We start from the raw sequence: 25,445 nt of genomic DNA on the forward strand, positions 1-25,445 counted from the left end.
AGACCGAAGTGATTGATACCCTGCTTCCAGGAAAAGCCTCTAAGCTTCAGTCATAGAGTGACCGTACCGCAAACCGACACAGGTGGGCAGGTAGAAGATACTAAGGCGCTTGAGAGAACTCAGGAGAAGGAACTCGGCAAATTGATACCGTAACTTCGGGAGAAGGTATGCCTCGGTAGCTTGTAGGAGTACATCCGAAGGGCGAAGAGGCCGCAGAGAATCGGTGGCTGCGACTGTTTATTAAAAACACAGCACTCTGCAAACACGAAAGTGGACGTATAGGGTGTGACGCCTGCCCGGTGCCGGAAGGTTAAGTGATGGGGTGCAAGCTCTTGATCGAAGCCCCGGTAAACGGCGGCCGTAACTATAACGGTCCTAAGGTAGCGAAATTCCTTGTCGGGTAAGTTCCGACCTGCACGAATGGCGTAACGATGGCCACACTGTCTCCTCCTGAGACTCAGCGAAGTTGAAGTGTTTGTGAAGATGCAATCTCCCCGCGGCTAGACGGAAAGACCCCATGAACCTTTACTGTAGCTTTGCATTGGACTTTGACGGGACTTGTGTAGGATAGGTGGGAGGCGATGAGACTGGGACGCTAGTTCCAGAGGAGCCGTCCTTGAAATACCACCCTGGTGTCGTTGAGGTTCTAACCTAGGTCTGTGAATCCAGATCGGGGACCGTGCATGGTAGGCAGTTTGACTGGGGCGGTCTCCTCCCAAAAGGTAACGGAGGAGTACGAAGGTCACCTAGGTACGGTCGGACATCGTACTGATAGTGCAATGGCAAAAGGTGGCTTGACTGCGAGACCGACAAGTCGAGCAGGTGCGAAAGCAGGTCATAGTGATCCGGTGGTTCTGTATGGAAGGGCCATCGCTCAACGGATAAAAGGTACTCTGGGGATAACAGGCTGATTCCGCCCAAGAGTTCACATCGACGGCGGAGTTTGGCACCTCGATGTCGGCTCATCACATCCTGGGGCTGTAGCCGGTCCCAAGGGTATGGCTGTTCGCCATTTAAAGTGGTACGTGAGCTGGGTTTAAAACGTCGTGAGACAGTTTGGTCCCTATCTGCCGTGGGCGCTGGATATTTGAGGGGGCCTGCTCCTAGTACGAGAGGACCGGAGTGGACGGATCTCTGGTGTACCGGTTGTGACGCCAGTCGCATCGCCGGGTAGCTAAATCCGGAAGAGATAACCGCTGAAAGCATCTAAGCGGGAAACTCGCCTCAAGATGAGATATCCCTGGGAACTCGATTCCCCTGAAGGGTCGTTGAAGACCACGACGTTGATAGGCTGGGTGTGGAAGCGCAGTAATGCGTTAAGCTAACCAGTACTAATTGCCCGTGAGGCTTGATCCTATAACCTTGCAAAAATGCAAGACGAATAAAGCGCAACGCGCAGTCATACATCCCAAAGAACACTTCTTCCCTTTGACGCTTCAACCGCGAAAACGCGGAAAGCGGTACAAGTTATAGTCTGACGACCATAGCGTCTTGGAACCACCCCTTCCCATCCCGAACAGGACCGTGAAACAAGACCGCGCCGATGATAGTGCACAACCGTGCGTGAAAGTAGGTCATCGTCAGACTTACCCCATCAAAGCCCTCGCACTCCATCGTGCGGGGGCTTTGCGCTTTAAAGCTCCGAAACAAAGCAAGCCCCCGGAAAAACCATTCGCTCTTCACGCCGAAGGTAAGCGCCCGGCGATCCCCTCTCGACCGAGCCTTAAGCTGAATCCGGCTGCCACCGATGCGGCAACAACTCCCCGATCCGACTCTGCGGCTGAGTCGGCAGGCGGGTGAGGACATCCTTCAAGTAGGCGAAGGGCTCATGCCCATTGAGGCGCGCCGACTGGATCAGGCTCATGATCGCCGCGGCTCGCTTGCCGGCGCGTAGCGAGCCGGCAAAGAGCCCGTTCTTGCGGCCGATGGCAATCGGTCGAATCTGGTTCTCGATCCAGTTGTTGTCGATGGGCACGCGCCCATCCGTCAGGTAATGGGTCAGCGCCGTCCAGCGTTTGAGGGTGTAGTCGATGGCTTTGGCGCTGGATGACCCGTTGGGAATCTTGCCCCGACACGCCAGCAGCCAGGCTTTCAAGTCTTCCAGCCGCGGCCGGGCACGCGTTTCTCGTAGCGCCTGGCGGGCTTCGGCCTTCAGCTCCCGCGTGTCTTGCTCGATGCCGTAGAGGGCGGCGATGCGGTCCAGCGCCTCGCCGGCGATCTGGCTTTGCCCGTGCTCCTGGAGCTCGAAGAACTTGCGCCGCGCGTGGGCCATGCAGCCGGCTTCGGTCACGCCTTTGGCGATCAAGGCCTTGTAGCCCGAGTAATCGTCGCAGACGAGGGTGCCTCGCCAGTCGCCCAGGAAGTCCTGCGCGTGCTTGCCGGCGCGGCTCTCGGCAAAGTCGTAGATCACCGCCCGGACCGGATCGTGGGCGCCGATGCTGTAGGACCACAGATAGGCCCGGTGGGTCTTGCCGGCCCCGGGGTCGAGCATGGCCACCGGCGTCTCGTCGGCATGCAGCACCGGGAAGGCGAGAAGCTCTTCCTTCAGCGCATCGACCAGTGCTTGCAACTGCACGCCCATCTGGCCGACCCATTGGGCCAGCGTGGATTGGGGAATGGCGAGCCCCGCCCGGCCGAAGATGCCTTCCTGGCGGTAGAGTGGCAGATGATCCTGGTACTTGGCCACCAGCACCTGGGCAAGCAGCCCGGCGGTGGGGATACCCTTGTCGATCACGTGGGCGGGTACCGGCGCCTGCACCAGGGTTTCGCACGCCTGGCAGACCCATTTGCCGCGGATGTGGCGCTCGACGCTGAAGACACCGGGGGTGTAGTCGAGCTTCTCCGCCACGTCCTCGCCGATGCGTCTCATCTGGCAACCGCAGGCGCAGGTGGTGCTGTCCGGCTCGTGGCGGATCTCGGTACGGGGCAACTCGGGCGGCAGGGGTTTGCGCTTGGCCTGGCCCTTGGCAGCAAGCGGTTTGCCGGAGAGCTGTTCAAGCGCCTCGGTCATCGCCGCCAGGTCGGCCTCGACCGTCTCCTCGAACAGCTGGGCCTGCTCCAGCGGCAGGCGCTCGGTCTTGACCCCGAAACGCCAGCGTTTGTGCAGCGAGAGCTCGTGGGTGAGCTGATCGATCTTGGTCTGGCGCCAGGTGAGCTCCCGATCCTGCGCGATGAGCAGCTGGCGCAGGGTGTCGGCATCGAGTTCGTGGAGGTTGGCGGGAAGAACCATGCGCAGATCATGCCGCTGGGGCACGGATCCAGCCATCGGGACATCCCCCGATGGCTGCTGGATCCGTCAAATCATCCGGATCGCGCCGTCGCCGCCCAATTGCTGCCAGGGCAGGCCGAGCACCAGCGCGTCGAACTGGGCCTGGGTGAGCGTCAGCGAACCGTCCCCCTCGGCCCAACGGAAGCGTCCCTGATGGAGCCGCCGGCAGGCGAGCCAGATCCCCTGGCCGTCGTGGACCAGCACCTTCATCCGGGTGCCGCACCGGTTGGCGAAGAGGTAGGCGAAGAGGTAGGCGTGATGCGGGCGTGCCTCGCCGAAGACCCGCACCACCTGGGCGAGGAGCGTGTCCATGCCGGCGCGCATGTCGAGCGGCGCCACCGACAGCCAGAGCGCCTCGACCCGGATCATCCGAGCCACTCGCGCAGCCAGGCTCCGCACGCGGCGGCCGAGGACGCCGGCCACTCGACCGTGACCGACGCAGCCCCCTTGCGCAATTCAATCCGGATCGGCGCATCAGGGCAGGAGGGAAGCTGCACCGGGACGAAGCCGCCCACCGGCTCGGAGGCCGCCACACGTAACGGCAGGCAAGACAACTCGGGCGGCGCGATGCCCCGTTCGCGCATCCAGCGCCGCAGCTGGTTGGCGTTGATCCTGTTGGCCAGGGCCACGCCGGCGACCGACGCGCCGGGCTCGCCGCAGGCTTCGATCAATGATCGCTTGAACTCCTCGGAATGGGTTCGGCGGGGCTGCTGCGTGATGGTCATGGAAGTGTCCACTTCTAGTGCGTAGTGGACACTATGGTTAGCAGGCCGATGCAAAAAGCTCAGAGCCCACGTCCAGCCTGACGCTCATCATCCGGTGTCTCATGACTTCATTCCCCGAAATGGATTGTCAATTCTGTTTTGATGCCCGCCGAATGGGCTGGGGAATGAGTTTTTACCCAATCCCGGATACCGCTTCATGCCGCGCTCCCCACGTCCTGCAATTTCGCAATCCGCAGCAGGTTATACGCAGCGGCCGACAGATAGGCTGCGATCTGGGTTCGAGCTTGGCCGATGAAACGGGTCTTTCTCATTCCGCCCACCGTCTTCAGCCAGCCAAAAATCTCTTCAACCCGCTTTCGTTTGCGCTGGCTGACCTTGTAGCCCTCGGTGCAGGTCGTCCGTCCATCGAGGCCCGGTGTCTTGCGCCCGTCAATACGGGCGATATGCGGCTTGATCTTGTGCTCGCGCAGATGCTGGACGAAGTCCTTCACGTGGTAGCCCTTGTCGGCCCCCAACGTCTTGGGGTGAATCCGGCGGCGCCGGGCGCGGGTGAGCAACTGGCGGGCGGCTTTGTGTTCGGCCAGAGTGGCATCGGTGATGAGCAGATCGATACACAGGCCACTGCGGTTCTCCATGAGCGCATGGCCGCCATAACTGAGCTTGGCCGGCTGGCCGTTGCCCTTCCTCATGAGCTTCGCGTCGGGATCGGTCGTGCTCTGGTGAGTGGCGTTGGAGCGCTTCTCGCCCTTGAAGTCCACCATGCCGGTGCCGTCGCCGGGCTTGGGAGGTTCGTTGTCGCCCTTGCATTTGAAGCTCTTGAAGGACGCCCAGGCGTCGATCAAGGTGCCATCCACGGTGAAGTGATCGGACGACAGCAGCTTGTCCTTGCGGGCCAGACGTACCACCTCGTCGAAGAAACGGCGGGCGATATCGGTTTCCACCAGGCGCTCGCGCAGGCGGCTGAAATTGGATTGATCCAACCCACCCGATTCCAGGTCCAGATCGAGAAACCAGCGAAAGAGCAGGTTGTAATCGAGTTGCTCACAGAACTGCCGATCCGAGCGCACCGAGTAGAAGGCGATCAGCAATTGGGCCTTGAGCAGCCGCTCTGGCGGAATCGACGGTCGGCCGCCCTTGGCGTAAAGCCCATCGAGCTCCGCCGAAATGGCCGACAGTGCCGAGTCGGCCAGTTTCTTCACCGGCCGCAGCGGATGATCGGCCGGAATCCGGGACTCGACCGAGAAATAGTGAAACATCGAGGACTGGGGATCGACTTCGCCGCGCATCGGTGCAGTGCCTGGGGTTCGGGAGATACGGCTAGGACAGATGGGTGGTCGGATCGTTCACTGGGTTCTGCATCAACCTGTTAGCGAGCTAAGGGGCTGGCGGAAGATGGGTTAGCCGGGGGCTTACATACAGTTGACAAAAAGCGCCGCTTTAGGCGGCGCTTTTCCTCTATCTTCTGCTGAATGGGCTTCTGGGGCTTATATATCAGCCGCGACGCATTGCATCAAAGAACTCATTGTTATTCTTTGTGGCCTTGATTTTATCGAGAAGGAATTCCATTGCATCGATGTCATCCATCCCATAAAGCAACTTGCGGAGCACCCAGACCTTCTGAAGTACATCCGCCTTGAGAAGAAGTTCTTCGCGACGGGTGCCAGAACGATTAACGTTAATTGCAGGGTAAACCCGTTTTTCAGCCATCCGGCGATCCAGATGGATCTCCATATTGCCGGTGCCTTTGAATTCCTCGTAGATGACATCATCCATGCGGCTGCCGGTATCAATAAGAGCCGTTGCGATAATTGTCAAAGAGCCGCCCTCTTCGATATTCCGGGCCGCGCCGAAGAAGCGTTTGGGCTTTTGCAGTGCGTTTGCGTCTACGCCACCAGTCAAAACCTTGCCAGAAGCAGGGACGACGGTATTGTAGGCTCGCGCTAAACGCGTCAGGGAGTCAAGAAGGATGACGACGTCCTTTTTGTGCTCCACTAGGCGCTTCGCCTTTTCGATTACCATTTCAGCTACTTGTACATGCCGAATAGCGGGTTCGTCAAAGGTTGACGCAACAACTTCGCCCTTTACTGAACGTTGCATTTCAGTGACTTCTTCGGGGCGTTCATCGATGAGAAGTACGATTACAACGACGTCCGGGTGATTTGAGGTGATCGAGTGAGCGATGTGTTGGAGCATCACCGTCTTGCCGCTCTTCGGGGGGGCGACCAGAAGTCCTCGCTGCCCTTTTCCGATCGGGGAGATCATGTCAATCACCCGAGAGGTGATGTTTTCTTCACCACGGATATCCCGTTCCAGTTTCAAGCACTGGTTAGGATGAAGGGGGGTTAAGTTCTCGAAAAGAATCTTGTGCTTTGATGCCTCGGGAGGCTCGAAGTTTACTTTGTTGACCTTAACCAGAGCGAAGTATCGTTCGCCGTCCTTCGGCGTACGAATTTCTCCTTCGACCGTATCTCCTGTATGGAGATTGAAGCGCCGAATCTGGCTTGGAGAAACATAGATGTCGTCGGTCCCCGCCAAGTACGATGTATCCGGCGATCGCAGAAAACCAAAGCCGTCGGGCAAGACTTCCATGACTCCATCACCGTAGATGGGTTCGCCCTTCTTGGCACGGTTCTTGAGTAGCGCAAAGACAAGTTCTTGCTTGCGCAGGCGATTGGCACCTTCAATTTCGTTGGCGATTGCCATCTCAAGCAATTGACCAACATGGAGGGACTTCAGCTCCGAGAGTTGCATGGCGGGCAGCGGTGAGGGGGTAGGGAAGTGAATGACGTGGAGCGCGACAGAATTGTCGCGATTTTGCGCAGCGGCAGGATACCTGAACTGCATCTAGCGGCCTGTGCTGCCACTTTTCAGGACAGTCCAGACCGCTACGAAGAATTTCTTTAACTTAACCCGATTTACAGGTTGCTGTCAATAAACGCAGTAAGTTGGGACTTCGACAGTGCGCCAACCTTGGTTGCTTCGATGTTGCCGCCCTTGAAGAGCATGAGCGTAGGAATTCCCCGGATGCAATATTTGGTCGGAGTTTCCTGATTTTCATCGATGTTCAGCTTCGCGACCTTGAGCTTCCCAACATACTCTTGGGCCACCTCGTCGAGGATGGGAGCGATCATCTTGCATGGGCCGCACCATTCTGCCCAGTAGTCTACAAGCACGGGGCTGGTGGATTGGAGAACTTCCGCTTCGAAGTTTGTATCTGTGACGTAGTGGATATGTTCGCTCATGATCCTCACGCATTCAGGGGGTTGGCCACGTTGCGAAGGAGGAGGTATGGAGTTGTTCGATGCCGCCCAATCCACGCAACGAGATAGGATGGTTGGCGGGATGCTAGCGAATCTTGATCAGCAAGAAAAGCATTTTTCTCCCCTGCTTGGCCAAAAATTGTGGTAGCGATAGTGGTGTGGTGAGCGTCTCATGTGCTGGATCGTACCTCTTTGGACGACGGAGAACGCGTACGCTGGGCGCTCCCGCAGTGGCGAATGGGGTATATTTCCATACTTGAACTATTTACGACAAAGCTGGCTTTCGTGACCGCATCTGCGAGCCGCCAGCTCCAAGACATACAGGAGTACGCCCCATGACTTATGTTGTTACCGAAAACTGCATCCGTTGCAAGTACACCGACTGCGTTGATGTTTGTCCGGTGGATTGTTTTCGAGAGGGGCCGAACTTCCTCGTGATCGATCCGGAGGAGTGTATCGATTGCACATTGTGCGTGGCGGAGTGCCCGGCTGAGGCTATTTTTGCTGAGGATGATGTTCCTGCCGGCCAGCAGGGATTCATCGCTCTTAACGCCGAATTGGCTGCTCAGTGGACGCCGATCGTGGAGCGCAAGGATCCTCCGGCTGACGCTGACCAGTGGCGCGGCGTGGTGGATAAGCTGAAATTCCTGGAGCGTTGAAGCCGGAAGGACTGAACCGAAAATAGACAGTTCCTGGTGTGTGTGCCGCGTATAAGGGAAGGCCCTGATATCTGGGGACTTTTCGCTGCCTCCGCAATCGAATACCATCGGGTGAAGTAATCATCTTCAGGCGCGTCGGCGCCACCCATAGGAACGAAAAAATGCTGGTCAGTGAAATTCTCGCGATCAAAGGTAAGGTCCTTTTCACCATAGCACCAAACAAGGCGCTCTCCGAGGCGGTTGCCATTATGACGGAGCAGGATGTCGGGTCTTTGGTTGTGTTTGACAAAGGGCGCATGGCCGGTCTGTTGACCTTCAGGGAGGTTTTGCTCGGCACCCAGAAGGCGGGTGCGGCATGGCAGGATCTTCCCGTGGCAGACGCAATGCTGACAACTCCAGTCGTGGCTGCGCCCAATATGGACATGGATGAGTTGCGTCGACAAATGGTCGAACACCACCAGCGCTATCTTCCCGTTATGGATGATGCAGTTCTTCTTGGCGTGGTTTCTTTCCACGATGTGGCCAAGGCAGTGCTCGAGGAGCAGAGTTTTGAGAACCGGATGCTTAAGAACTACATTCGGAACTGGCCTGCTGAGGAAGATCAGGTGTGATTTGAAGTAATAACCGCACTGCAGGCCCATGTTGCGGTTGGCGTGCAGTGTCGGGGGGGCTGAACTGATAAGGTGTGCTACACGAGAGGAGCACCGTCCCAAAGCGGTATGTTGGAAGCTGGTCCGCGCATGATGGATTAAGGCGCTCGTAAAGTTGGGGGCCGGCGGTAGGGCAATACCTTGTCTGCTGGTTTTCCCTCTAGTGCGACCAACGGCAGAGGAGACCACATGGATAAGCTCTGGTTGAAGAGCTACCCCCACGGTGTACCTGCGGAGATTGATCCGGCGGAATTTTCTTCCCTTGTCGATTTGTTCGACAAGAGCGTCCGTGCTTTCGGGGCGCACGTCGCGTATGTCTGCATGGGTAAGGCCATGAGCTACGCCGAGTTGGATGCGAAATCCCGTGACTTTGCGGCTTATCTGCAAGGTACCTTGGGCCTCGGCAAGGGGGGGCGGGTTGCGCTCATGATGCCGAACTGCCTTCAGTACCCCGTTGCTATGTTTGGGGTTTTGCGTGCGGGCGGTACGGTGGTGAACGTCAATCCCTTATATACGGCGCGAGAGTTGGAGCATCAACTGCGTGATGCCGAATGTGAGGCGATTGTCATCGTTGAGAACTTTGCGCATACGCTTCAGGATGTGATCGAGCGCACTTCAGTGCGCCATGTCGTTGTGACGGGGTTGGGTGATCTGCTGGGTTTTCCAAAGTCTGCGGTTGTGAACTTTGTTATCCGCCATGTGCGGAAAATGGTTCCCGCGTGGGATTTGCCGGGGTGTAAAGGATTCCGCGTGGCATTGGATCTGGGACGCCGCTGCGAGTTTAAGCCCGTCGCTATTGGTCACGACGACCTTGCTTATCTGCAGTACACGGGCGGCACGACTGGCGTTGCAAAGGGCGCCATGCTGACGCATCGGAATATCGTTGCGAATTTACAGCAGGCCCATGCGTGGATTAGCCCTTATGTGAAGGTTGCGTCAGAAGTCATCATTACCGCCCTGCCGCTTTATCACATCTTTTCGCTCACCGCGAACTGTCTGACTTTCTTCAAGATCGGCGCAACAAACATACTCATCACAAACCCGAGGGATATTCCAGGGTTCGTCATGGAACTGGGGCGCCATCGATTCACGGTGATCACCGGGGTCAATACCTTGTTTAATGCTTTGTTGAATGATCCTGGATTCGCCAAACTCGATTTCTCATCGCTGAAAATTGCGCTGGGCGGTGGAATGGCTGTTCAGCAGGGGGTGGCCGACCGTTGGAAAAAGGTGACTGGCAAGCCCTTGGCCGAGGCCTACGGTTTGACTGAAACGTCTCCTGCGGTCTGTATCAATCCCCTTGATTTGCCCGAATTCAATCACTCCATCGGACTTCCGATCTCATCCACCACGATTAGTCTGCGTGACGACGAGGGGAGAGAGGTTGCATCGGGGGAGGCGGGGGAGTTGTGCGTGAAGGGGCCGCAGGTGATGAAAGGCTATTACAAGCGCCCTGAAGACACGGCTCGGGCTTTTACGCATGACGGTTTCCTGCGAACCGGCGATGTAGCGACCATCGATGCCGACGGTTTCGTGCGCATCGTTGATCGCAAGAAGGACATGATCCTTGTGTCGGGCTTCAATGTTTATCCGAATGAGGTCGAGGACGTGGTTGCAAGTCACCCCGGTGTGCTGGAGGTCGCGGCGCTTGGGGTTCCTGACGAGCACTCCGGTGAGGCGGTCAAGATCTTCGTTGTACGCAAAGATCCAAAATTGACCGCAGAGGCGTTGATCGATCACTGTCGTGCGGGATTGACCGGGTATAAGGTACCCCGATTTGTGGAGTTCCGTGAGTCCTTGCCCAAGAGTAACGTGGGAAAGATCCTGAGGCGCGTTCTGCGGGACTCTTTGCAGGCGACGAAGTGATTTGACAAAAAAGAGCTTGTGTTTGCGGCAGGAACTGAAGAATAATTGCCAGGTAGTCTTGTATATGACCTTATGAACCTGATTGCCCGTCCCCTGCCTGTCGACGTAGTTGTAGTACGCGTAGTAAGCGTAGGTGTACGCGCGTCGTAAGGGTCCGTAGGTAATCGGTACAGAATTTTCAGACCCCCGCCGGCGCGCAACCGGCGGGGGTTTTGTTTTTTGTCCCCTGGCCCGGAACGTTGTACGGCTTCCAAAGCCTTAAGGAGAACTTTGATGATGCAAATGACTGGAGCAGACCTGATCGTGAAGCTGCTCGAACGGCAGGGTATCAGCACTATTGCTGGTGTTCCTGGCGGTGCGGCCCTGCCGATGTATGACGCGCTTTCCAAGAGCGAGCAGATTCACCACGTGCTGTGTCGTCACGAACAAGGTGCGGGCTTTATCGCCCAGGGTATGGCGCGTGTATCCGGCCGTCCGGAAGTGTGTCTGGCATCCAGCGGCCCGGGGGCAACCAATCTGATCACGGCAATCGCCGATGCCAAACTGGACTCCATTCCCATCATTGCGCTGACCGGCCAGGTGCCGCTGTCGATGATCGGCACAGATGCCTTCCAGGAGGTGGACACCTACGGGCTAACAATCCCCATCACCAAGCACAATTTCCTGGTTCGTTCCGCCAAGGAGCTGCTGACGGCAATTCCGGCCGCGTTCCGTATCGCGATGTCCGACCGGCCGGGCCCAGTCCTGGTGGATGTGCCCAAGGATGTGCAAAACCAGATGGTGAGCTTCGAGGAGTACCCCGATGTGGTGGTGCCGGATGCTGCGCCCAGCTTCGATATCGGCGCGATCGAAGAGATTGCGAAGATGATCGAGGCGGCTGAGCGGCCCGTGCTTTACCTCGGTGGTGGTGTGATCCATTCCGGTGCGTCGCAACTCGCCGTGACTTTGGCTGAGCAGGCTTCCCTGCCGACCACGATGACGCTGATGGCACTCGGGGCCATGCCTATGGATCATCCTCTGTCGATCGGGATGCTTGGCATGCATGGTGCGCGCTATACCAACTATGTCCTCGAAGAAGCCGATCTGCTGATCTGTGTCGGCGCCCGTTTCGACGACCGTGCCATCGGCAAGACTGCCGAATTCTGTCCGAACGCCAAGATCATCCACATCGACATCGACCGTTCGGAGCTGCACAAAGTCAAGACGGCACATGTGGCCATTGCTGGTGATGTGGGGCAGGTACTGTCCGAACTGCTGCCGCGCGTGAAGCCCCAGTTGCGCAAGCGCTGGTTGTCTCACGTGGAGAGCCTCAAAGGGCGTTTCCCGCTGGCAATGCCCGGCGTGGACAATCCTCGTTCGCCGTATGGCCTCATTCACGCGGTTGCCAACTGTCTGGACGACAGTGCCATCATCACCAGCGATGTGGGTCAGCACCAGATGTGGGTTGCGCAGGCCTATCCGTTCCGTCGGGCGCGTCAGTGGCTCAACTCCGGTGGTCTCGGCACCATGGGCTTCGGCTTCCCGGCAGCGATCGGTGCGGCTCTGGCCGAGCCTGAACGTACGGTGGTCTGTTTCTCCGGCGACGGCAGCCTGAAGATGAACATTCAGGAAATGGCTACCGCAGCTCAGGAAAACGCCAATGTGAAGATCGTGCTGTTCAACAACCAGTCCCTGGGGTTGGTGCATCAGCAGCAGAATCTTTTCTACGGCAAGCGCATCATGGCTTCCCGCTACGAGCGTCCCACCGACTTCCTGAAGATTGCTGAGGGTTTTGGCATGCGGGCTGTCGACCTGGATCCGGCGCCCAATCCCCGCGCCGTGCTGGCCGAGGCGCTCAATACGCCGGGGCCCTGCCTGATCCATGCAACCATCGACCCGAACGAATTCGTTTACCCCATGGTGCCGCCGGGCGCCGCCAACTCCGAGATGATCGGCTAAGCCCGCAGGAGAGAACACGATGTCCGAACAAAACACCAATCTTTCCGAATACATTCCGGATGTGCCCGAACATGCGGGCTTCAAGAAGGTTGTCCTCGAACTGGGTGTGGCCAACCACCCTGGGGTGATGAGCCACATCTGTGGCCTGTTTGCCCGGCGGGCTTTCAACGTGGAAGGCATTCTGTGCATGCCTGTTGGCTCAGGCGAAACCAGCCGCATCTGGCTGCTGATCTTCGAAGACGAACGTCTCGAGAAGATGATCCGGCAAGTCGAGAAGCTCGAGGACGTCCTTTACGTGAAGCAGCATGATGGCGAGCACCCGGTGTTCGGTCGTCTGGACGAGTTCTTCAAGTAAGCGCGTTCTTCATGTGCCGCCGGCCTCGTGCCGGCGGCGTGCTAGACTCCGCTGCCTTGCTTGCCTAGTCTTTAATCTCCTGTTTTCGCGAGTCTTCCCATGTCCGGTAATACCCTTGGCACACTCTTCAGCGTCACTTCCTTCGGCGAATCCCATGGTCCGGCCATCGGCTGTGTGGTGGATGGCTGTCCGCCGGGATTGAAGATCAGCGAGGCCGACATTCAGGCTGAGCTGGATCGACGCAAGCCGGGCACGTCCCGGCATGTGACCCAGCGCCGGGAGCCGGACGAGGTCGAGATCCTGTCGGGGGTGTTTGAGGGCGTTACGACCGGTACGCCCATTGCGTTGCTGATTCGCAACCAGGATCAGCGCTCCAAGGACTACGGCAACATCGCGGAGAGTTTCCGCCCGGGGCACGCCGATTACGCCTACTGGCAGAAGTATGGCATTCGCGATTATCGCGGCGGCGGCCGTTCGTCGGCCCGCGAAACCGCGGTGCGCGTGGCGGCTGGGGCGATTGCGCGCAAGTGGCTGCAGGAGCGCTACGGCGTGGTGATTCAGGGTTACATGGCGCAACTCGGCCCCGTCGACATTCCCTTCGTCTCGTGGGACGAGGTGGACGGCAATGCTTTCTTTGCACCGAATCAGGCCATCGTTCCGCAGCTCGAAAGCTACATGGACGATCTGCGCAAGTCCGGTGATTCTGTCGGCGCGCGCATCAATGTCGTCGCGACCGGTCTGCCGGTTGGCTGGGGCGAGCCCGTCTTCGACCGTCTCGATGCCGACATCGCTTATGCGATGATGAGCATTAACGCGGTGAAGGGCGTCGAGATCGGCGCCGGTTTTGCCAGTGTCGCGCAACTCGGGACGCAGCACTCGGATGAAATGTCACCCGAAGGTTTCCTGTCGAACAATGCCGGTGGTGTACTGGGCGGGATATCCACCGGGCAGGACATCCTGGTCAGCATGGCCATCAAGCCCACATCCAGCACCCGTCTCGATCGGCACTCCATCAACAAGGCCGGGGAGCCGGTGGTCGTCAATACCCATGGCCGCCATGATCCGTGCGTCGGCATTCGGGCCACGCCCATCGCCGAGGCCATGCTCGCGATCGTGCTGATGGATCATGCCTTGCGTCATCGCGCCCAAAACGGTGATGTGGTGTGTACTACGCCGAAGGTGAACGGCTTGTCGCCAACGGGCGTACAGGTGGTGCCATCGCCACGTCCGAAGGTTTGACCCCGGTCAACTTTGCAGTCAAGGGGGCGGCGTAGAGTGATTTCAACCTGATACCGAAAAGATCTATCAACAGGTGGGAGTCACTCTATGGAGCAACACGATCTCAATCATGAATTCCCTGAGTATCGCGAACAGATTCACGTTTTGAAGATGTCAGACGGTCATTTCTCCCGTCTTTTCGATGAGTACCATGATGTCAATCGTCACGTGGTACGCGTCGAGGTCAATGCCGAACTGGCCACGGCCGTGCAGCTGGAAGATCTGAAAAAACGCCGTCTGAGCCTGAAGGATCAACTGCATGAACTGCTGAGGAGTGCCTCGCCAGTGTGAGCTGAGGATTCCGGCAGATAGAAAGAGCGCTTTCGGGCGCTCTTTTTCTTGTTAGCGACTGGGGTTGCCCCTAATTCTCTGATGATTCCGTATTGGCGCCTGTCGGGTTATTACTTTTTCTACTTTGCCTTTGTTGGCGCTTTTTCGCCGTACTTTGGCCTTTACCTGCAGTCCGTCGGTAGCTCGGCGGCGGAGATTGCGGTGCTGATGTCTTTGATGTCGGTTATGCGGACGCTAGCGCCGACCCTGTGGGGGTGGCTGGCCGATCGATTCGGCACGCGCGCGCCGATCGTTCGTCTGTCGGCGGTGCTGTCCGTTCTGGGTTTCTCCGGTTTTCTGCTCAGCAATGCCTATGTGGCACTTTTTGTGAGCATGGCCTTTCTCGCTTTCTTCTGGAGTGCCGCCTTGCCGCTGGTGGAAACCTTGACCTTTGCGCACCTGGAAGGGCGGGCGAGTCGCTATGGCAGCATCCGGGTATGGGGCTCCGTCGGTTTTGTGCTGGCGGTGCTTGGGCTGGGCTATCTGCTTGATGAAATGCCGATCAGGAACCTGTTGTGGGTGACGTTGACCATCCTTGCGGGCATCCTGGCGTGCGCTCTGGCAATCCCCGAGGTCCGCAAGGTGCGGGAAACGGTGGCGTCCGTCTCGCTTGGGAGCATTCTCCGTCGTCCGGAGGTGAGGGCGCTGCTGACGGCCTGTTTTTTCATGTCAGCTGCCCATGGGGCCTTGTATGTTTTTTACTCATTGCATCTCGTTGCCCATGGCTACAGCAAGACCCTGGTTGGCTGGATGTGGACCCTTGGGGTGCTGGCCGAGATCCTGGTTTTCATGGGTATGCCCCAATTGCTGAAAGCGTTTTCCCTGCGTAATCTGCTTCTTTTCAGTTTTGCTGCTGCCGTCGTCCGTTTCGTGATGATCGGCTGGGGGGCTGATTCACTGATCGTGCTGGCGCTGGCGCAGTTGCTGCACGGTGCGACCTTCGGCTCCTACCATGCGGCGGCCGTAGCCGCTGTCAATCGCTGGTTTGGTGCTCAGCACCAGGCACGAGGGCAAGCCCTTTATGGGAGCATTTCCTTTGGCGCCGGTGGGGTACTCGGAGGGCTGGTCAGTGGCTATACGTGGGAACTCGTTGGCGCCGGGTGGACTTATACCCTCGCGTCGGTCTTTGCATTGATGGGGTTGGTGGTCCTGAGTCGCTGCTGGCGGGATCGTTTGGCCGTCTAGACTGTCGAAGGTCAATTGAACAGGGTGTCGGGAGCGGGATGAGAGCGGGGTTCGAATGGTGGCGTACGCTGGGCACGGCGCTGTTGGCGGTGAGCGGCCTGGTGGCCTGTCAATCCGTGCAGACGACGCAGTCCGGTGCCGTCGGCGTGGAGCGTCGGCAGATGATGATGGTTTCTTCCAGAGAGATGGAGCAAGCTTCCGCCCAGAGTTACCAGAAGATTGTCGAAGAAGCTGCGCAGAAGAATGCCCTGAACCGCGACAAGGAGGAGGTCGAACGAGTGCGTGCCGTCGCTCGTCGCCTGATTCCGGTGACGGGAGTTTTCCGTCCTGATGCGCCAGGCTGGAAATGGGAAGTGAATGTGTTGAGCTCGAAAGAGCTAAACGCGTGGTGCATGGCCGGTGGAAAGATCGCTTTTTACAGCGGAATCATCGAGCGTCTGGATCTGACCGATGATGAGATCGCTGCGATCATGGGGCACGAAATTTCCCATGCCCTGCGTGAGCATGCGCGGGAGCGGGCCTCTCAGGCGATGGTAACCAATATTGGCGTCAACGTGCTCGGCGCAGCTCTCGGTGTTGGCCGGGCGGGAACAGACTTGATTGGTGGTGCGGCGAAGCTCAGTTTCGAACTGCCCAACAGCCGTGAACATGAAACCGAGGCTGACCGCATGGGCGTCGAACTGGCTGCGCGAGCAGGCTACGACCCGCGGGCTGCGATCAGTCTTTGGCAGAAAATGGCCAAGGTCTCCAACGGCGCCCAGCCCCAGTGGCTGTCGACCCACCCGTCCAACGAAACTCGTCAGCGTGATCTCACTGAGTACGCGGCTCGCGTGATGCCCCTTTACGAGCAAGCTACTCAGCGCGCAAGGCCTGTGAAATAATTAAAGTTTTTCCGCCCTCAGCTCTACTTCGCCCATGCAAGCGCAAACGCTTTACGAAAAATTGTGGTCGAGCCACGTGGTGCACGTCGAGGATGACGGCACGGCGCTGATCTACATCGACCGTCACCTGGTTCATGAAGTCACCAGCCCGCAGGCCTTCGAAGGCCTCAAGCTGGCCGGGCGCAAGCCATGGCGCGTGAACTCCATCGTTGCGACGGCTGACCACAACACGCCGACCGATCACTGGGAAATGGGCATTCAGGACCCGGTGTCCCGTCAGCAGGTTGAAACCCTGGACAGCAACATCCGTGAAGTCGGTGCGCTGGCTTACTTCCCGTTCAAGGACGAGCGCCAGGGCATCGTGCACGTGATCGGACCCGAGAACGGCGCGACGCTGCCCGGTATGACCGTCGTGTGTGGTGATTCGCACACTTCGACTCACGGCGCGTTTGCCTGTCTGGCCCATGGTATCGGTACGTCCGAAGTCGAACACGTTATGGCGACGCAGTGCCTGCTGCAGAAGAAGTCCAAGACGATGCTCGTGCGGGTCGACGGCGTGCTTGGTGTGGGCGTGACCGCCAAGGATGTGGTCCTGGCCATCATTGGTCGTATCGGCACCGCTGGCGGTACCGGCTATGCCATCGAGTTCGGCGGCAGCGCGATCCGCAGCTTGACGATGGAAGGGCGCATGACCGTCTGCAACATGGCGATCGAAGCAGGGGCTCGTGCCGGCCTGGTGGCGGTGGACGAGCAGACCATCGCCTATCTGAAGGATCGTCCGTTCTCGCCGCGCGGCGACGTGTGGGATCGCGCCGTCGAGTACTGGCGCACTCTGCACTCTGATGACGGCGCCCAGTTCGACGCAGTCGTTGCACTCGATGCTGCGCAGATCAAGCCGCAGGTGACCTGGGGTACTTCGCCCGAGATGGTCGCGCCAATCGACGGTATCGTGCCCGATCCGGTCCTCGAAAAGGATCCAGTTAAGCGCGAGGGCATGGAGCGCGCGCTGCAGTACATGGGCCTCACGCCGCGGACGCCGATCAAGAACATTGCCATCGACAAGGTTTTCATTGGCTCTTGTACCAATTCGCGCATTGAGGATCTGCGCGCCGCTGCTTATGTTGCGCGCGGTCGCCGCAAGGCCGACAACGTCAAGCAGGTGCTGGTGGTGCCGGGCTCGGGTCTCGTCAAGCGTCAGGCCGAGGCCGAAGGGCTCGACAAGATCTTCATAGCCGCTGGTTTCGAATGGCGTGAGCCGGGGTGCTCCATGTGCCTGGCCATGAACGCGGATCGGCTGGAGCCTGGCGAGCGCTGTGCGTCCACGTCCAACCGTAACTTCGAAGGGCGTCAGGGCGCCGGTGGTCGTACCCATCTGGTGAGCCCCGCCATGGCGACTGCTGCGGCGATCGCCGGGCATTTCGCTGACGTTCGCGAACTGGCCTGAGCGTCCGGAGAGGTTGCGCTATGCGTAAGTTCACCGCGTTGCTCGGTGCATTTGTCGTCGTGCTGCTGAGCGGTTGCAACACCGTTCAGGGCATTGGCAAGGATATTGAAAAGGGTGGCGAAGCCATCCAGAAGGCGGTCAAGTAATGAATCCCTTCCGTAAACTCGACGGTCTCGTGGCGCCGATGGATCGCGCCAACGTGGATACCGATGCGATCATTCCGAAGCAGTTCCTGAAGTCGATCAAGCGTAGTGGTTTCGGCCCCAACCTGTTCGATGAGTGGCGTTATCTGGATGTCGGCCAGCCTGGCCAGGATGCATCCGGGCGCCCCAAGAACCCGGACTTCGTGCTCAATCAACAGCGTTATCAGGGCGCGCAGATCCTGCTTGCCCGTGACAACTTCGGCTGCGGCAGCTCACGCGAGCATGCGCCGTGGGCGCTGGAGGATTTCGGTTTCCGCGTGATTCTCGCGCCGAGCTTTGCCGACATCTTCTACAACAATTGCTTCAAGAACGGCCTGCTGCCGATCAAACTGGTGGCGTCGGAAATGGACGCGCTGTTTGCCCAGTGTCAGGGAACCGCCGGCTATCGCCTGATGGTGGATCTGGAAGCCCGGACGATCACCCGCCCTGACGGCAAGGTTATCCCCTTCGACGTGGATGCCTTCCGCCGCGAGTGCCTGCTCAACGGCTGGGACGATATCGGTCTCACGCTGCGGCACGCCGACAAGATCCGGGAATTCGAGGCGCGTCGGCGCATCGACCAACCCTGGCTGTTTGCCTGATTGGCGCCTGGCGCCCCTGTAACGGATTTGATTTAGAAAATGACGATGAAGATTTGTGTTCTGCCCGGTGATGGCATTGGTCCCGAAATCATGGAGCAGGCGCTGCGCGTGCTTGAGGCCGTGCGCGGTGACGGTTTCGACTTTGTGGTCGAAAAGGCTCTGATCGGCGGCTGCGCCGTCGACGCTACCGGCACGCCATACCCCGAGGCGACCAGCAAGCTGGCCAAGGAGGCCGACGCGATCCTGTTGGGTGCGGTGGGCGGCCCGCAGTGGGACTCCCTGCCGCGTGAGCAGCGTCCCGAGCGTGGCCTGCTGGCCATCCGCAAGGAGCTCAACTTGTTCGCCAATCTGCGTCCGGCCATTCTTTACCCGGAGCTGGCCAACGCCTCCACGCTGAAGCCCGAAGTGGTGTCTGGCCTGGATATCCTGATCGTCCGCGAACTGACCGGTGACATCTATTTCGGCCAGCCCCGCGGCATCCGCGAGGAGAATGCCGAACGCGTCGGCTTCAATACCATGGTGTATTCGGAGTCCGAGATCCGTCGCATCGGCAAGGTGGCCTTCGAGGCCGCCCGCAAGCGCGGCAAGAAACTGTGCTCCGTGGACAAGATGAACGTCCTGGAGTGCACCCAGCTCTGGCGTGACGTGATGATCGAGCTGTCGGCCGACTATCCCGACGTCGAGCTGTCCCACATGCTCGTGGATAACGCTGCGATGCAGCTCGTGCGCGCGCCGAAGCAGTTCGATGTGATGGTGACCGGCAACATGTTCGGTGACATCCTGTCGGACGAGGCTTCCATGCTCACCGGCTCTATCGGCATGCTGCCGTCGGCCTCCCTCGATGCCAACAACAAGGGGCTCTACGAGCCCAGCCACGGCTCGGCCCCCGATATCGCCGGCAAGAACCTGGCCAATCCGCTGGCTACCATTCTGTCCGCGGCGATGCTGCTGCGTTATACCTTCAACCTTGAGGCGCATGCGACGCGTATCGAGACCGCCGTCAAGAAGGTGCTCGCTGCCGGCTATCGCACCGGTGATATCTATGAGGCGGGTACCCGCCGCGTGGGCACCAAGGAGATGGGCGACGCCGTCATCGCGTCCCTCTGAGCACAAAAGACAATTCAAGCCTGATTGGGGATCAATATGAAAAGAGTAGGTCTGGTTGGCTGGCGCGGGATGGTCGGTTCCGTGCTCATGCAGCGCATGCGCGAGGAAAACGATTTTGCGCTGATCGAGCCGGTGTTCTTCACCACGTCCAACCCGGGCGGCAAGGCGCCGAGTTTTGGCAAGGAGGCGCCCCCGCTGAAGGATGCGAAGAACATTGACGAGCTGAAGGCGCTCGACATCATCATCACCTGTCAGGGCGGTGATTACACCAATGAGGTGTATCCGAAGCTGCGCGAGGCAGGCTGGAATGGCCACTGGATCGATGCCGCGTCGTCCCTGCGCATGGATCCCCGCGCTGTGATCATTCTTGATCCGGTGAACCAGAACGTCATCAAGGACTCCCTGGTCAAGGGCGGTCGTGACTGGATCGGCGGCAACTGCACCGTGTCCCTGATGCTGATGGCTCTGGGCGGCCTGTTTCAACGCGACCTCGTCGAGTGGGCGACCTCCATGACCTATCAGGCTGCCTCCGGCGCCGGTGCGCAAAACATGCGTGAGTTGCTGACTCAGATGGGTGAGCTGAATCGTTCGGTCAAGGAATTGCTGGATGATCCGGCCTCCGCGATCCTCGACATCGACCGCGAAGTGGCCGGCACAATGCGCGACGACGCCTTCCCGGCCTCGAACTTCGGCGTGCCGCTGGCCGGCTCCCTGATCCCGTGGATCGACAAGGATCTGGGTAACGGCCAGTCGAAGGAAGAGTGGAAGGGCGGCGTCGAGACTAACAAGATCCTCGGCCGTGGCGAGGGTTTTGGGACGCCGGTCGTGCCCATCGACGGCCTGTGCGTGCGTATCGGTGCGATGCGCTGCCATAGCCAGGCTTTGACGCTGAAGCTGAAGAAGGACCTGCCGATCGACGAGATCGAAGGCATGCTGGCCAGCGCCAATGACTGGGTCAAGGTCGTTCCGAACAAGCGTGAAGAGTCCGTGCGCGATCTGACGCCGACTGCTGTGACCGGCACCTTGACTGTCCCTGTCGGCCGCCTGCGCAAGCTGGCGATGGGCGGGGAGTACCTGTCGGCCTTCACCGTCGGTGACCAGCTCCTGTGGGGTGCTGCGGAGCCGCTGCGGCGCATGTTGCGCATCCTGCTCGAGGACTGATACCTCGCCGCACCGTTGTTCGAATGCCGTTCCGCGTTAGCTGAACGGCATTTTCTTTTTGTACTGGATGCTGTGTTGGACAAGCGACTTGGTTGTCGAGACGGAAAGGACTTTAGTGTGTTGAGTTTGCAATATGCATGCCGGGCTTGAGGTGGTAACTTCAAAAACGGCTTGAACTTGCCACTCCAAACCCATGATGTTATGTTCATCAATAACTTGATTCTGATGATCAGCCTTCGTGCATAAGAACTCTGTGAATAGCCGGCTCAAGCTCACCCTGCTCGCTGCTTCAATCGGCGCGGTCTCTCTCGGTGCCAACGCGGCAGGTCTGGGGCGAATCACCGTCCTGAGTGGGCTGGGGCAGCCCTTGCGGGCCGAGGTGGAGGTCGCAGCCACCCCCGAAGAACTCCAGAACATGACGGCGCGTCTGGCGTCAGCGGAGGCTTTCCGGCAGGCCGGTGTCGATTACGCGCCGTCGATCAATGGCCTGCGTATGGCCATCGAACGGCGGAGTGGTGGTGCCGTTGTCAAGGTCTCCAGTGACCGGCCGATCAACGAGCCGTTCGTCGATATGCTGGTGGAGTTGAACTGGGCGGCCGGGCGACTGATCCGCGAGTACACATTCCTTTTGGATCCACCTGATACCGGAGCAGGGCGCCATGCGGCTCCGGTGGCCGCTCCGGAGATTCGTTCCGATTTCGGTGCGCGTCGCGCCGAAGCTCCTGCCGCGGTGCGACGTCCGGCGTCGACTACGCGCGCCGCGCGGGAGAGTGGCGGCGCAGGGAAGACCTATCTGGTCAAGCCGGGGGATACGCTTCACGGGATTGCGGCTGACAATCGACCGGATGGTGTTTCGATGGAACAGATGCTTGCCGCCCTGTTCCAAGGGAACCGTTCCGCCTTTGAAGCCAACGATGTCAATCGGCTGCAAGCCGGCAAGATCCTGCGCATTCCCGATGCAGAGACTGCTCGGCAGGCTGGCGGTGGCGAGCGTGGGCAGATCGTCGGCAAGGCTGCTGACTTTGGACGCTATCGGCAGAAACTGGCCGAGCAAGCCGTCAACGCGCCAGCGAAGGAAGCTCCGGCGCGTCAGGGCAGTGGTGGCCGGATCGGGGCCAAGGTCGATGACCGGGCGGCGGCGTCGGTTGGCTCGACGGATCAGTTGAAGGTTTCGAAGAGCGATGAAGGGCGTGCCGGTGGACTTGGCGGCGATAAAGCCGGTGCACGCCTGCAGGCTCTGGAAGAAGATATCGTCTCCCGTGACAAGGCGTTGAAAGAGGCGAACAATCGACTTGCTGATCTTGAAAAGAGCATCAAGGAGCTTCAAAGACTTGTCGAGCTGAAGAGCCAGGGCTTGGCGCAGACGGCTGAACAAGCGAAGCCGGCTACGCCGGTTGCGCCTGCCGAACCACCAGTCGCTGCTCCGGCGAACCCGGCGAGCGCTGTGGCCGAGACTCCGCCCGCTGCGAAGGCGCCGGAGTCCGCTCCTGAGCCTGAGCCCAAGCTGGCCCAGCAGGTGCCGCCGCCTGCTCCTCAACCTGTCCCGCCTCCGCCGAAGCCTGCCGAAGTTACTCCGCCTCAGGTTGCACCGCCCGAAGATCTTTCCCTGCTCTTGGGAGGAGGAGGGATTTTGGCGCTGTTGTTGGGTTGGGGGGGGTACAAGGTTTACCAGCGTCGTAAGGCGCAGGCAGCTCCAAGCACGACTTCCGCGCTGTCGGAATTCGGGGAGGCTTCCAATTCTGTCTTCGGCAGTTCGGGCGGTCAGAGTGTGGATACCGGAAGCAGCAGCCAGATCCAGACGGATTTCAGCCAGTCCGGCCTGTCGTCGATTGACACCGATGAGGGGGTCGATCCGGTCGCTGAGGCCGACGTGTACATGGCTTATGGCCGGGATGCGCAGGCCGAGGAGATTCTGCTCGATGCTTTGAAGACCGATCCGGGGCGTACCGGAGTCCATCTGAAGCTGCTCGAGATTTACGCCCAGCGAAAGAACTTGAAGCAGTTCGAGACGACGGCAACAGAGCTCTATTCGTTGACGGGGGGGAATGGACAGGATTGGGAAAAGGCGGCCGCTCTCGGGCGCAAAGTCGATCCTGATAGCCCTTTGTACCGTCTCCCGACTCCAGGTGCGGCAGCAGGCGTAAGTGTGGCTACGCCTCCGGTTGCGCAGGCGATCGCTCCGGGGTTCGTGCAGACACAGGCTCAGACCAAGGCGCCCGAGTTGCGTGAGCCTGCGCCCGTTATGGGGCGAGAAGATCCGCTGGAGTCGCCTTCGCAGTTGAAGGACACTTGGGCTCTGCCGGGGGAGCTCAATCAGTACGCCAGTCTTGAGGATATTGACAGGGTTGCATCTACACCTGCATCAGGTGCTGAGGTGCCGGATGTCGGAGTGCTCGATTTTGATCTGGATCTCAATTCAGAGGATGTCGCGCGTGCTGAAGCGCTTTCGGAAGGCGGTCACTCCCCGACGGTCAGTGCCCTGGATTTCGATCTGGGATTCGATCACGAACCTGAGCCGGCCCCGCAAACGACCCGGGTGGAGGAGGAGCGTATGCCGGCGAGCCTGGAGGCCACGTCAACGCGTCCTCAGCGTATGACTGACGACTACAGCCTGCCCGACCCCAGTGACCTCGACTTCGAAATTAGTTCAGAGTTCGGTGAGCATCACCTAGAGTCCGCGTCTGATGTGACGGTCAATGTGGACCTCACCGCCACGCTTGCTGACGAGCCGCTTCGCAACGAGGCTGGGGCCTCTACGATGGATCTGGAGAAAACCAGTTTCGATAGCAGCCTGCTGGACTTTGATTTCGAGCTCGATGAGAAACTGGACGACAAGAAGATGACGGCGACGCGTCCTTTCGATCCGGTCGTTAATTTGGACTCGATTGACCTCGATCTACCTTCGGATCTCGACACCGTGGCGGAGCTTCCCGATGCAGGCCCCCCGACCGAACCGCCGCTCGATCTGGAGCTGCAGCAGGAGGTGGCGACCAAGCTGGAACTGGCGCGTGCCTATGAGGAGATGGGCGACAAGGATGGAGCGAGAGAACTGGTCGAGGAAGTCTTGCGGGAAGGGGCCCCACTGCAAAAGGATGAGGCCCGTAAGATCCTGGCTCGTCTTTCGTGAGGTGTTGCGGGTCGTTTGATGGGAGCAAGATGATTTCTCTACACCCGGCGACGCGTCTTGTCGCCTGGGCTGCGCTGGTAGTCTTTGCGCAACTGGCCCGAGGTCCCTGGTTATGGGGCCTCGGGCTTGTTGTTCTTGTTGGTGCCTTTTTATTTGCTCGGCATCGTGCGTGGCGGCTCGTCAAGCGCGTGCGTGTGTTGCTGCTGGTTTTGTGGGTGTTGTTCGCACTGTTCACCCCCGGAGAACTGATCGTCCCGTTTCTGGGGGGCGCCGGCCCGACGCAGGAAGGCATTGCGGCGGCGTCCATGCATTGCGTGCAGTTGCTCGTCGTGGTGCTTCTGGTTGCGGTGCTGCTGGAGTCGACGCGGGATCAGGAGCTGGTTGCCGGTTTGATGGTACTGGCCAGACCCTTGGGCAGGTTTGGGTTGCCGGTAGAGCGCCTTGCTGTCCGGGTGTTGCTGGTCTTTCGTTATGTGGAAACCCCCCCCGGTGGTGGATGGCGTGCGTTGCTTGTTCATGACGGAACATCGCCTGCCGTGGAAAACCTGCGTATTCAAACGATTCCTCTACGCTGGTGGGATGGGCTTGTTGCCGGGAGTGTGGTGGTGTTGATCTTGTTGGGAGCTTTCCGTTGAGGATTGCGATAGGCGTTGAGTACGCTGGAAATGCATTTCTGGGTTGGCAGACGCAGCCCCACGGGCGAACGGTTCAGGATGCGCTGGAGCGGGCGCTGGCCGTCATCGCGCAGCATCCGGTCGCAGTGGTGTGCGCTGGGCGGACGGATACCGGTGTGCACGGCAGCATGCAGGTGGCCCATTTCGATACGGTCGCCAAGCGCCCGCTCGAAGCCTGGGTGCGGGGTGTTAATAGTCATCTGCCGGCCACTGTCGGTGTGCTGTGGGCGGTGGAGGTGGACGAGGATTTTCATGCGCGCTTCAGTGCTGAGTCCCGCCATTACCGTTATGTGCTGCTCAACCGGAGGGTGCGTCCCAGTCTGCTGGAAGGGCGTGTCGGCTGGATCCACGGCGAGTTCGATGTGGGGCGGATGATCCGGGCGGCGGAGTGCCTGATCGGCGTCCACGATTTCACGTCGTTCCGGGCGGCCGAATGCCAGGCCAAATCGCCGGTGCGGCAGATGCATGCGGTACGTGTCCGCCGTGAAGGGGAGGTGGTGCTGTTCGACTTCCACGCCAACGCCTTCCTGCACCATATGATCCGTAACCTCGTGGGCTCACTGGTCTATGTGGGGTTGGGGCGGAAGTCCGTCGAATGGATGGCGGAAGTGCTCGCCGCACGGGACCGAACCCAGGCTGCGCCGACATTCGCCCCCGGCGGTTTGTACCTGTCGGGGGTCGAGTATCCCGAGCGGTGGCCCTTGCCGGGTGGCGGGCGTATCATCGCGCCTCCCCAACTCCTCGTGCCGTGAG

General features: G+C 59.4%; 23 protein-coding genes and 2 rRNA genes (1 of these 25 running past the window's edge). 19 read left to right on the plus strand and 6 right to left on the minus strand.

From position 1 onward, the window contains the following. Both AC1PQG_RS07505 and rrf read left to right on the plus strand, forming a co-directional pair. Window positions 1–1,356, plus strand: a 23S ribosomal RNA gene (locus AC1PQG_RS07505); it begins 1,528 nt to the left of the window's first position. Window positions 1,357–1,473: 117 nt separating this feature from the next. After that, window positions 1,474–1,586: ribosomal RNA gene (gene rrf, locus AC1PQG_RS07510) — 5S ribosomal RNA — on the plus strand. 137 nt (window positions 1,587–1,723) lie between these two features. Here rrf and tnpC read toward each other — a convergent pair. The 6 genes from tnpC to trxA form a co-directional block, all read right to left on the minus strand. Then, window positions 1,724–3,229, minus strand: coding sequence for an IS66 family transposase (tnpC, locus tag AC1PQG_RS07515; RefSeq protein ID WP_481122980.1), 1,506 nt, complete (start codon window positions 3,227–3,229; stop codon window positions 1,724–1,726). Window positions 3,230–3,295: 66 nt separating this feature from the next. Next, a complete protein-coding gene (gene tnpB / locus AC1PQG_RS07520; RefSeq protein WP_481121985.1) occupies window positions 3,296–3,637 on the minus strand; it encodes an IS66 family insertion sequence element accessory protein TnpB in 342 nt (113 codons plus the stop codon). Then, window positions 3,634–3,993 (minus strand): IS66-like element accessory protein TnpA, encoded by a 360-nt coding sequence (tnpA, locus tag AC1PQG_RS07525; RefSeq protein WP_481121986.1) that lies wholly within the window; start codon window positions 3,991–3,993, stop codon window positions 3,634–3,636. The genes tnpB and tnpA overlap by 4 nt, the downstream gene beginning before the upstream one ends. 194 nt (window positions 3,994–4,187) lie before the next feature. Beyond that, window positions 4,188–5,279, minus strand: a complete 1,092-nt coding sequence (locus AC1PQG_RS07530) for an IS5 family transposase (protein WP_481120044.1) — start codon at window positions 5,277–5,279, stop codon at window positions 4,188–4,190. A 205-nt stretch (window positions 5,280–5,484) separates the two neighbouring features. Continuing rightward, window positions 5,485–6,744, minus strand: coding sequence for a transcription termination factor Rho (gene rho / locus AC1PQG_RS07535; protein ID WP_481114959.1), 1,260 nt, complete (start codon window positions 6,742–6,744; stop codon window positions 5,485–5,487). Window positions 6,745–6,908: 164 nt separating this feature from the next. Then, on the minus strand, window positions 6,909–7,235 hold the full coding sequence (gene trxA, locus AC1PQG_RS07540; RefSeq protein WP_481121987.1) for a thioredoxin TrxA: 327 nt from the start codon (window positions 7,233–7,235) through the stop codon (window positions 6,909–6,911). A 353-nt stretch (window positions 7,236–7,588) separates the two neighbouring features. On the opposite strand from trxA, the gene fdxA reads away from it, so the two are divergent. The 17 genes from fdxA (at window position 7,589) to truA (ending at window position 25,444) form a co-directional block, all read left to right on the plus strand. Further along, the gene (fdxA, locus tag AC1PQG_RS07545) at window positions 7,589–7,912 is read left to right on the plus strand and encodes a ferredoxin FdxA (RefSeq protein WP_481114957.1); all 324 of its coding nucleotides are present in this window, start codon (window positions 7,589–7,591) and stop codon (window positions 7,910–7,912) included. 161 nt (window positions 7,913–8,073) lie between these two features. Then, window positions 8,074–8,523 (plus strand): CBS domain-containing protein, encoded by a 450-nt coding sequence (locus AC1PQG_RS07550; protein ID WP_481121988.1) that lies wholly within the window; start codon window positions 8,074–8,076, stop codon window positions 8,521–8,523. 228 nt (window positions 8,524–8,751) lie between these two features. Next, complete coding sequence (locus AC1PQG_RS07555; RefSeq protein ID WP_481121989.1) at window positions 8,752–10,428, plus strand: long-chain-fatty-acid--CoA ligase; 1,677 nt, start codon at window positions 8,752–8,754, stop codon at window positions 10,426–10,428. A gap of 273 nt (window positions 10,429–10,701) precedes the next feature. Beyond that, window positions 10,702–12,366, plus strand: coding sequence for an acetolactate synthase large subunit (gene ilvB / locus AC1PQG_RS07560; protein WP_481121990.1), 1,665 nt, complete (start codon window positions 10,702–10,704; stop codon window positions 12,364–12,366). A 19-nt stretch (window positions 12,367–12,385) separates the two neighbouring features. Next, window positions 12,386–12,721, plus strand: a complete 336-nt coding sequence (gene ilvN / locus AC1PQG_RS07565; protein ID WP_481121991.1) for an acetolactate synthase small subunit — start codon at window positions 12,386–12,388, stop codon at window positions 12,719–12,721. Window positions 12,722–12,820: 99 nt separating this feature from the next. Continuing rightward, window positions 12,821–13,960, plus strand: a complete 1,140-nt coding sequence (aroC, locus tag AC1PQG_RS07570) for a chorismate synthase (protein ID WP_481121992.1) — start codon at window positions 12,821–12,823, stop codon at window positions 13,958–13,960. An 87-nt stretch (window positions 13,961–14,047) separates the two neighbouring features. Then, complete coding sequence (locus tag AC1PQG_RS07575; RefSeq protein ID WP_481121993.1) at window positions 14,048–14,290, plus strand: HP1242/YdcH family protein; 243 nt, start codon at window positions 14,048–14,050, stop codon at window positions 14,288–14,290. An 81-nt stretch (window positions 14,291–14,371) separates the two neighbouring features. Continuing rightward, window positions 14,372–15,514, plus strand: coding sequence for an MFS transporter (locus AC1PQG_RS07580; protein ID WP_481121994.1), 1,143 nt, complete (start codon window positions 14,372–14,374; stop codon window positions 15,512–15,514). A gap of 38 nt (window positions 15,515–15,552) precedes the next feature. Further along, window positions 15,553–16,395 (plus strand): M48 family metallopeptidase, encoded by an 843-nt coding sequence (locus AC1PQG_RS07585; protein ID WP_481121995.1) that lies wholly within the window; start codon window positions 15,553–15,555, stop codon window positions 16,393–16,395. Window positions 16,396–16,429: 34 nt separating this feature from the next. After that, window positions 16,430–17,839, plus strand: a complete 1,410-nt coding sequence (leuC, locus tag AC1PQG_RS07590) for a 3-isopropylmalate dehydratase large subunit (protein WP_481121996.1) — start codon at window positions 16,430–16,432, stop codon at window positions 17,837–17,839. Between the two features lie 20 nt (window positions 17,840–17,859). Beyond that, window positions 17,860–17,985 carry an entericidin A/B family lipoprotein gene (locus tag AC1PQG_RS07595; protein WP_481121997.1) on the plus strand — a complete coding sequence of 42 codons (126 nt, stop codon included), beginning with the start codon at window positions 17,860–17,862 and terminating at the stop codon, window positions 17,983–17,985. Further along, window positions 17,985–18,623 (plus strand): 3-isopropylmalate dehydratase small subunit, encoded by a 639-nt coding sequence (gene leuD, locus AC1PQG_RS07600; RefSeq protein WP_481121998.1) that lies wholly within the window; start codon window positions 17,985–17,987, stop codon window positions 18,621–18,623. Before AC1PQG_RS07595 ends, leuD begins: the two co-directional genes overlap by 1 nt. A gap of 45 nt (window positions 18,624–18,668) precedes the next feature. Beyond that, entirely contained in the window at window positions 18,669–19,730 is a 1,062-nt protein-coding gene (leuB, locus tag AC1PQG_RS07605; RefSeq protein ID WP_481121999.1) for a 3-isopropylmalate dehydrogenase, read from the plus strand. A gap of 36 nt (window positions 19,731–19,766) precedes the next feature. Then, window positions 19,767–20,891, plus strand: a complete 1,125-nt coding sequence (gene asd, locus AC1PQG_RS07610) for an aspartate-semialdehyde dehydrogenase (protein ID WP_481122000.1) — start codon at window positions 19,767–19,769, stop codon at window positions 20,889–20,891. Between the two features lie 253 nt (window positions 20,892–21,144). Beyond that, window positions 21,145–24,018, plus strand: a complete 2,874-nt coding sequence (locus AC1PQG_RS07615) for a motility hub landmark protein FimV (RefSeq protein ID WP_481122001.1) — start codon at window positions 21,145–21,147, stop codon at window positions 24,016–24,018. A gap of 29 nt (window positions 24,019–24,047) precedes the next feature. Continuing rightward, window positions 24,048–24,653, plus strand: coding sequence for a CbiQ family ECF transporter T component (locus tag AC1PQG_RS07620; RefSeq protein WP_481122002.1), 606 nt, complete (start codon window positions 24,048–24,050; stop codon window positions 24,651–24,653). Beyond that, window positions 24,650–25,444, plus strand: coding sequence for a tRNA pseudouridine(38-40) synthase TruA (gene truA / locus AC1PQG_RS07625; protein WP_481122003.1), 795 nt, complete (start codon window positions 24,650–24,652; stop codon window positions 25,442–25,444). Before AC1PQG_RS07620 ends, truA begins: the two co-directional genes overlap by 4 nt. The last annotated feature ends 1 nt before the right edge of the window (window position 25,445 follow it).

The sequence above is a fragment of the Zoogloea sp. GDB6 genome (assembly GCF_056724105.1).